Here is a 7,811-nt window from a genome sequence, read left to right as displayed (position 1 = left end):
TGAGTGTTCGTGCAAAGGTTTCATATAAATACATTTTATAATGCCTATCATTTAACGAGTTTATTATGATCAAGCGCTCTACTAAATCTTCTACAGAATCTGTCTTATCAAGTCCATTACATCGCAGAATATTATTGATGAATGGCCCAAATTTAAACTTATTAGGCGTTCGTGAGCCTGAAATCTATGGCCATACAACTTTACAAGATATTGAAGAGCGCTTAATTTCAACGGCGAAGCAGCATAATATTGAGATTATTAGCATTCAATCAAATCATGAAGGTGAATTGATTGATGCAATTCAGTATCATGGATTATTGGCAGATAGCGACGATACAGTTGATGCGGTTATAATTAATCCAGCGGCATTTACTCATACCTCAGTTGCCCTTAGAGATGCTTTATCAGCTACCAATAAACCTTTTATCGAAGTTCATTTGTCTAATATACACAGTCGTGAACCCTTTAGAACTCATTCTTATTTTAGTGATAAGGCAAAAGGGATCATCTGTGGGCTTGGGCATTTAGGCTATGATATGGCATTAGATTATTTTATAAGTCATTATTATAGTGCTTAATTTGATACAAGCTTTGTTTATAGAGTGTGCTGTGATTAAACTGTTAGTTTAATTTCTTAAATGATGACATTTAATAAACCTAAGTTTTACGCGTAATAAATTATCAACGTTATAATAACGCTATGATCAAAAGTTTACCCTATACTACTTTATCTTTTTTTGACATTTTTCAAACATTTGTCTCCCTTTCAATACCCCGATTAAGGGTTAAGGCATCTTTTTATGGCATCCTCTAGCAAACGCTTTATGAAGCTCGCCGGCATGACCGCTAGTATTGCGGGTAAAGCGGCTAAAAATTCATTTAAAAACCTTTCAAGTGATGAGAATAAGCGGGCTGCAGCTCGATCTCAAATGCTACAAGATGTGGGTCTTCAAATTGCTGAAACCTTGGGTGAAATGAAAGGAGCCGTAATGAAGGTGGGACAAATTGCTTCACAGTATAAAGATGTGTTCCCACCAGAAGTGGCTGCTGCTTTAGAAAAACTGCAAAACAGTGCCCCACCAATGCCCTACTCTTTAATTAAATCCCAAGTTGAACGTGAGCTTGGCATGCCTATCGAACAAGCTTATATTAAGTTTGAAGAACAACCCTTTGCAGCTGCTTCTATAGGTCAAGTACATAAAGCAGTATTACCTAGCGGTCAAGCTGTAGTGGTTAAAGTCCAATATCCTGATGTGGATAAGAACTGTGATAGCGATTTAAAACAAGTTCGAATGGCACTCAAAATGACCGGCGTGTTAAGTATGGGCCGAGACTTACAAGATCAAATATTCGCCGAAATACGCGACAGTTTAAAAGACGAGCTGGACTATGTTAAAGAAGCCCATAACTTAGCCATATTTGGTGCCTTTCATGCTGATGACCCTGGGTTAATCATTCCCAAAGTTATCAAAAGTCACTGTACCAAACGCATTTTAACTCTAACTGAAGAACTTGGTGAATCGCTTAGTGTAGCTGCAACATGGGACAATCAAATAAAGCAAAAAATTGCTACTCGACTATTCCATTTTAGTGCCGGTCAATTGTTTGAGTTGTATCGTTTACATTGTGATCCTCATCCAGGTAACTTTGCTTTTCGTGAGGATGGAAGCGTCATCGCCTATGACTTCGGTGGCATTCGTACCTATAGTGATTCAGAAGTCCAATTATTTAAACGTTTTGCCAAGCATGCGTTAAGGGGCGATGTCACTGCCTTAGAACAAGATTTGAAAGTATTAGGTATACGCCGGGAAGATGAGGTACTGGTTCCAGGTGCTTTTTATCAACAATGGTTGTCCGTCGGTCTTAAGCCACTATCTATTGCGCCCTACCATAATGGACCCTTTGATTTTGGCAATAGTAACGTTCATCATGATGTTATTGACCAAGCCAAACAAGGGTTGAAATATTTTAAGCAGTTTCAACCATCTGCTTCTACCATGATGGTTGATCGTACAGTGTCTGGGCAGTATTGGAACTTAGTGAACTTAGGGGTAGAGATTGACCTAAGCCTACTTATAAGACAGTATATTGACTTTTAACAGTTTAAAATTTTTGTAATTTCTAATCAGCACAAACCTGACATTGCTTATCTTGCCGATAACGCATTTTATGTTGCGTCATACTACTGCCATCCCATATAAGTAGCTGGCTAAATAACGGATTAATGCCTCGACCTAGATACTGTAATGCAGCATTGGCTTGCAGATTGCCCATAATAGTCGTAGTACTTGCCAATACGCCAGAATTAGTGCAAGTCTGGGTCATTGGTTCATTTGTCTCAGTAGGTTCTTTTTTTAGCACTTCTCCGAAAACGCAATGATAGCAACCTGTTTGTTTATAAGGTTCATATAGAGCCAGCTGTCCCGAGTAACCTAATGCTGAGGCTGACAGTAATGGTATTGACTCGTTAACACTGACTTGATTTAACAACTCTCGAGCTGCAAAATTATCACTACAATCAAGTAGTAAAAATGGCGCATCGCTTGCTTTATCCTGCTTTATCTTTATTAGCGAATCAGTAGTATCATCATTTAGACGCTGGTCAGAGTAACTCACATTCACATATTCGTTTATTTTTGATAAAGCTTTATAAGCGGTTTCAGCCTTTCCTTGCCCTATATCTTCGACAGTAAATAAAGTTTGACGCTGTAAATTACTCATTTCAATGACATCATCATCTATTATATATAGGTTACCAATGCCTGCACGGACAAGCGTTTCAGATACTGGGCATCCTAAGCCTCCTGCACCTAATATAACCACTGTACTGGCTTTTAACCTCTCTTGAGCAGTAATATCCCAATTTTCTAATAGTATTTGACGCGAATAACGCATTAATTCGTCATCGCTTAGGCTATTTTTGTTAATTTGTTCTAACACAAATGCTCCCTTAAGAATATTCAATGTTCATGACTGGTTCTTATGATCTATCATAACAAATCATATAGATAATTTAGCAGCTTAGTTGCTGATTTAAAGATCCCATATCGTCTGAATACTTATTATTAAATACTTTTTTAAACTATAAAACTAGAACCTTTAAGATTTTAATAATGAAACTTATAGCAGCTTATTAAATTCATATTTTCTGGCATATAAATAATTTATATCTATCTAATAACATGGATAGAAGATATAATTAAACATTCATTTAAAATGAATGTTAAAGAATGTCGCCAAATTATGATCCCAAGTTAGCGTTATATGTTAGTGTTTTTATTAAATAGAGGTGCTAGATGATTCAAATTAAACCCCAAAGTCAAAGTCCATATTCACCTCATCCTATTTTGAATCTTAGCTTTCGAATATTTTTTAGTGGTGGTGCCATTTTTGCCATCATAGTTATGCTGTTATGGGGATTTATTTTATTAGGTATGACAAACATAGATGCTGAAAAAATAGATCCCATTTATTGGCATGCTCATGAAATGCTTTATGGTTATGCCATGGCGATTATCGCAGGCTTCCTATTAACCGCAGTAAAAACTTGGACGGGAATAATGATGCCTTATGGGTATCATCTAGGCGTTATTTTTGGTAGTTGGATGTTGGCAAGATTAGCATGGATAGGTTTAGGTTTAGGCTTAGGCTTTGGATCTAGCCTAACCTGGTTAATAGTCGCCATAGTTTTTGATTTTCTATTCATGGTTATGACTGCATGGGCCATTATCAAAGCAGTAATAGCGGTCAAACAGTATAAGCAGCTGGGTATTGTCTCTAAATTAATGCTTCTTACTATTGGAAACGGACTGTGTTACTGGGGCATTTTTAACGAAGAGCATAATTATGTTCGTATTGGCGTCTATTTAGGCTTATATCTAGTAATGGGTATTGTGCTTACCATCGGTCGCCGTGTGGTACCCTTTTTTATTGAGCGTGGTTTAAGCGTCGCTGGTGAGCATGAAGTGCATGTAAAAAACAGTAAGATTATAGATGGCATTAGCCTTGGCTCATTTTTAATATTTGTGATTGCCGATATATTTTATCCCAATCCTTATCTAATCAGTATCAGCGCTGGGATAGTGGCTCTTGTGAATATAGTAAGATTATTAGGGTGGTATCATAAAAAATTATGGGAAAAACCTCTATTATGGTCATTATTCATCGCATTTTTAGGTATGTGCTTTAGTTTTATATTATTTGCGCTACAGCCTTGGTTGGCATTCAATCATAGTCTTGCCGTACATGCTTTGGCTATATCAGGTGTGGGAATGATGACTGTGGCAATGATGGCACGTGTCTCTTTGGGACATACCGGACGCAACATTCATTCTCCACCGAAAACAATAGCTTTTATTTTTACTTTAATGGGATTTGCTTTTATATTTAGGGTAATAATGCCACTCATTACCAACGATTATTACTTAGTATGGGTAGTATTGGGTCAAGTATCGTGGATAGCTTGTTTCACTTTATTTTGCATAAGTTATTTAGCAATCTTATCGTCAAAAAGAAAAGATGGTTTGTTTGGTTAATTATCAAGACCTATTACTAAAACATAATTTTTATGAAGGCTGATTAAGTTTACAGATTTAATGATATTTACTAATTAATCCAGTTTCAAATGAGGTGCCAGCAACCAATAAACTTACTGTCCTTAAAGTTTAGCTATGATATTCAGGTCAAAGTTTTTTGTCCGTCTGCATTTAATTTATACTTAAATAGTTAGACTTATATAATTAGACTTAAATTATAAAACTATAGTTATATGGTTCTATTTTTAAAGCTTTATTTATTAGACTATAATCATAAACAGGCTTATTAATAGATAATTATAACAGCGATAACTAGTACTCAGCCCAATAAACCTAAAGTTCAAATGAACTTAACGGTATACTAAGCAGTTCATACTTTATAGTCACAGTTTCATGTCATGGTTAAAATATATGCGTCTTACTAATTATAGCGATTATGCACTACGCACATTAATGTATTTGGCGGTTATGCCTGATCGTCATACATTAGGTACGATTACAGATATTGCCAATAGTTATCAAATTTCTAGAAGTCACTTAACCAAGGTTATCCATCAACTGGCACAAATTGGCTATATTGAAAGTATACGTGGTAAAAATGGCGGTATCCGTTTGGCAAAACGGGCAGAAGATATCGTATTAGGCGATGTTCTACGCCAAACTGAACCAGACTTTTATCTAGTGCCATGCTTTGCGCATGCTGCTTTAGATATTAAACAATCTAACACAGAGTTAAATACCGTCGAGGCTATGACTGATTCTGCTTCGAGATGTGTAATTACGCCAGTCTGTAAGTTAAAAAATGTCTTTGCTGAAGCCACTCAAGCTTTTTTACAAATTATGGATAATTATACTCTAGCAGATATCGTAGATAATGATGATGAACTCTGGCAAGTTTTAAAGATTCATAATGGCTAGCTGATGTGTATTAATTTTTAATAAAGGCTAGTTAATTTCTTGATAATATATAAATTAAATGTATAGATACGCCTCTAATGCTTGCATAAAATTTATTTAAAAAAAAACAGCCCTATAAATTATAGGACTGTTTTATAAATAGATATAGGACTAGGAATTAGTCTCTCACCACCATCAAACGAAGTTCAGTCATGTCCTCCATGGCGTATTTGATTCCTTCACGTCCAAAGCCTGAGTCTTTGACACCGCCATAAGGCATGTTATCAACACGGAAGGTAGGCACATCATTGATAATTACGCCCCCTGCTTCTATAGTATCCCAAGCTTGCATCGCTTTATGAATGCTAGAGCTGTAAACCCCTACTTGTAAACCAAAGCGACTGTCATTAACAAGCTTGATACCTTGATCGAAATCTTCGTAAGCTTCCAAAATCATGACGGGCCCAAAAGCCTCATCTTTATAAAGCTTTGACTCATGATTAACATTTTCAAGAATAGTGGCATTCAACACTAGGCCATCTATCTCACCGCCACATAATAAAGTTGCACCTTCTGCAACTGCTTCTTTAATCCATTGATCAATACGTTGAAGCTCTTTTTTATCAATCATGGGTCCAATAACGACCTCAGAATCGCTAGGATCTCCAGACTTAACCGCTTTTGCCAAAGTTACTAACTTATCTTTTACTATTTGATAAATATCTTTATGGATTAAAACACGTTGTACACTGATACACACCTGTCCAGCTTGGCTATAACCACCAGTAATAATTCTAGGTAAGGCTTTGTCCAAATCCGCATCTGGCTCAATCATCACCGCCGCATTTCCGCCAAGCTCCAAAACAACTTTCTTTTTACCTGCACGCGCCTTCATGTCCCAACCTACCTTATCAGAACCTGTAAATGACAATAGCTTAATACGATCATCGGTAACTAAAACATCGGCCACTTTAGATGACATAGGTAAGATAGAAAAAGCACCTTCAGGTAAATCTGTTTGTGACAATACCTCTGCAATCAATAAGGCACCAATAGGCGTATAACTGGCAGGTTTCAATACAAACGGGCAACCTGTAGCAATAGCAGGGGCAATTTTATGAGCAACTAGATTCAGCGGGAAATTAAAAGGTGAAATAAATGCACACAGTCCAATAGGGACTCTTTTACTAAAGCCACGATAACTAGCACTTACCTCAGTAACATCTAAAGGAATAACTTCACCTTCTGGCATGGTAGTAACAGCATCCGCTGCAAACTGAAAGGTGGCAATAAGACGTTTTACTTCTGCTCGAGCAGCTGCTTCTGGCTTACCACCTTCAGCTATTAATGCTTCTGTAAATTCTTCAAATCTTTCATTAAATTTTGCTACACAATCCAGTAAAATGCGTTGCTTTTGATAAGGCTTCAAGGCTTGCATAGCAGGTACAGCTGCCAAACCAAGCTCAATGGCTTGTTGTAAAATTTCACTGTCAGCTTTAGCTACTTCAGCTACGGTTTCTTGACTGTATTTATTAGTTACTTCGAGTGCCTCTTCAGCGCCTTCATGAGCCTTATTAGCTAAGTACAAAGGATAAAAATTTTGCATAAATCACCTTATCTATTTGATTATATTTAGTAGTATACAGTTAAGTATATAGATTCTAGATTTTGATAATTAAAATACTTTGGATTTATTTCTATTGAGCATTACTAATTTTTTGATGAAACAATTACTAATTATATGACTTTATCCATAATTATTTAGAATATCTGTTTAAAATAAATTTAGAAGTTTCATAATTAGCATAAACAAAGCATGCTATTTGAACTATTATTTTTTGTAGTTTAATTTGTAATAGATGTTGGTTCATACCGATAATGCAGAAATCTTTGTTGAAAAGCAACCTATCACTAAGCTCTATAAATTTTAAAAATATATAAAATGTAAATTTAAAGTTGAAAATTGAGAGAAAGACTTTAATGTTTTTAAGCTGTAAAAGAAATTTTCTAGCTAAGCCTGAATATACCTTAGCAATGACTATATGTTTACCTATAGGTATATGAGATATTAAATAATAATTAGCGATACCAAGTTATTTGTGATCGCCGAAATATGATCATCGTTGTCTGCTATTAAACTGTCAGATTTGACATTAAATGCTGTGTTATAGCTTTTGAAATCCTTAATCCTGTTAAGCTTTTAATTGAGTAGTTAATTTGTCAATTATTTTTCTACAGTTTTATTTTCATAGCTCTAATGATTCATATTGATTGTATGTTTGATGATGCTGATAACATTTAGGAGCATAAAAAAACCCCGTTCATTTTGAACTGAACCCCAAATTTTGGACAATTTAGTTTAATCCCAAGGACTGAGTT

At 35.6% G+C, this 7,811-nt stretch carries 6 protein-coding genes; 4 read left to right on the top strand and 2 right to left on the bottom strand.

The genetic code is table 11. The features are described 5' to 3' along the window. Positions 1-65: 65 nt before the first annotated feature. The gene (aroQ, locus tag QZ265_RS08560; protein ID WP_296405313.1) at positions 66-578 is read left to right on the top strand and encodes a type II 3-dehydroquinate dehydratase; all 513 of its coding nucleotides are present in this window, start codon (positions 66-68) and stop codon (positions 576-578) included. A 222-nt stretch (positions 579-800) separates the two neighbouring features. Next, positions 801-2,099, top strand: coding sequence for an AarF/ABC1/UbiB kinase family protein (locus tag QZ265_RS08555; protein WP_296405311.1), 1,299 nt, complete (start codon positions 801-803; stop codon positions 2,097-2,099). A 22-nt stretch (positions 2,100-2,121) separates the two neighbouring features. Here QZ265_RS08555 and QZ265_RS08550 read toward each other — a convergent pair whose 3' ends face one another. Then, positions 2,122-2,895, bottom strand: a complete 774-nt coding sequence (locus QZ265_RS08550) for a HesA/MoeB/ThiF family protein (RefSeq protein ID WP_296405315.1) — start codon at positions 2,893-2,895, stop codon at positions 2,122-2,124. A 401-nt stretch (positions 2,896-3,296) separates the two neighbouring features. On the opposite strand from QZ265_RS08550, the gene QZ265_RS08545 reads away from it, so the two are divergent. Beyond that, positions 3,297-4,535: an NnrS family protein gene (locus QZ265_RS08545; protein ID WP_296405310.1), complete on the top strand. Its 1,239-nt coding sequence runs from the start codon at positions 3,297-3,299 to the stop codon at positions 4,533-4,535. A 411-nt stretch (positions 4,536-4,946) separates the two neighbouring features. Next, complete coding sequence (locus QZ265_RS08540) at positions 4,947-5,453, top strand: Rrf2 family transcriptional regulator (protein ID WP_296405308.1); 507 nt, start codon at positions 4,947-4,949, stop codon at positions 5,451-5,453. A gap of 157 nt (positions 5,454-5,610) precedes the next feature. On the opposite strand, the gene QZ265_RS08535 is transcribed toward QZ265_RS08540, so the two are convergent. Next, positions 5,611-7,038 carry an aldehyde dehydrogenase family protein gene (locus QZ265_RS08535; RefSeq protein WP_296405306.1) on the bottom strand — a complete coding sequence of 476 codons (1,428 nt, stop codon included), beginning with the start codon at positions 7,036-7,038 and terminating at the stop codon, positions 5,611-5,613. Positions 7,039-7,811 lie beyond the last annotated feature (773 nt).

The organism is Psychrobacter sp., assembly GCF_018260395.1.
Lineage (GTDB): Bacteria > Pseudomonadota > Gammaproteobacteria > Pseudomonadales > Moraxellaceae > Psychrobacter.
Note: the sequence above shows the minus strand (reverse complement) of the source record. Positions and strands in the feature narration are given on the sequence as shown.

What these genes read in the sequence shown, in the direction of transcription:
- QZ265_RS08545 (WP_296405310.1), top strand. Translation starts at nt 3,297, where the DNA reads ATGATTCAAATTAAACCCCAAAGTCAAAGTCCATATTCACCTCATCCT.
- QZ265_RS08535 (WP_296405306.1), bottom strand. Translation starts at nt 7,038, where the DNA reads ATGCAAAATTTTTATCCTTTGTACTTAGCTAATAAGGCTCATGAAGGC.
- QZ265_RS08550 (WP_296405315.1), bottom strand. Translation starts at nt 2,895, where the DNA reads ATGCGTTATTCGCGTCAAATACTATTAGAAAATTGGGATATTACTGCT.
- QZ265_RS08555 (WP_296405311.1), top strand. Translation starts at nt 801, where the DNA reads ATGGCATCCTCTAGCAAACGCTTTATGAAGCTCGCCGGCATGACCGCT.
- QZ265_RS08540 (WP_296405308.1), top strand. Translation starts at nt 4,947, where the DNA reads ATGCGTCTTACTAATTATAGCGATTATGCACTACGCACATTAATGTAT.
- aroQ (WP_296405313.1), top strand. Translation starts at nt 66, where the DNA reads ATGATCAAGCGCTCTACTAAATCTTCTACAGAATCTGTCTTATCAAGT.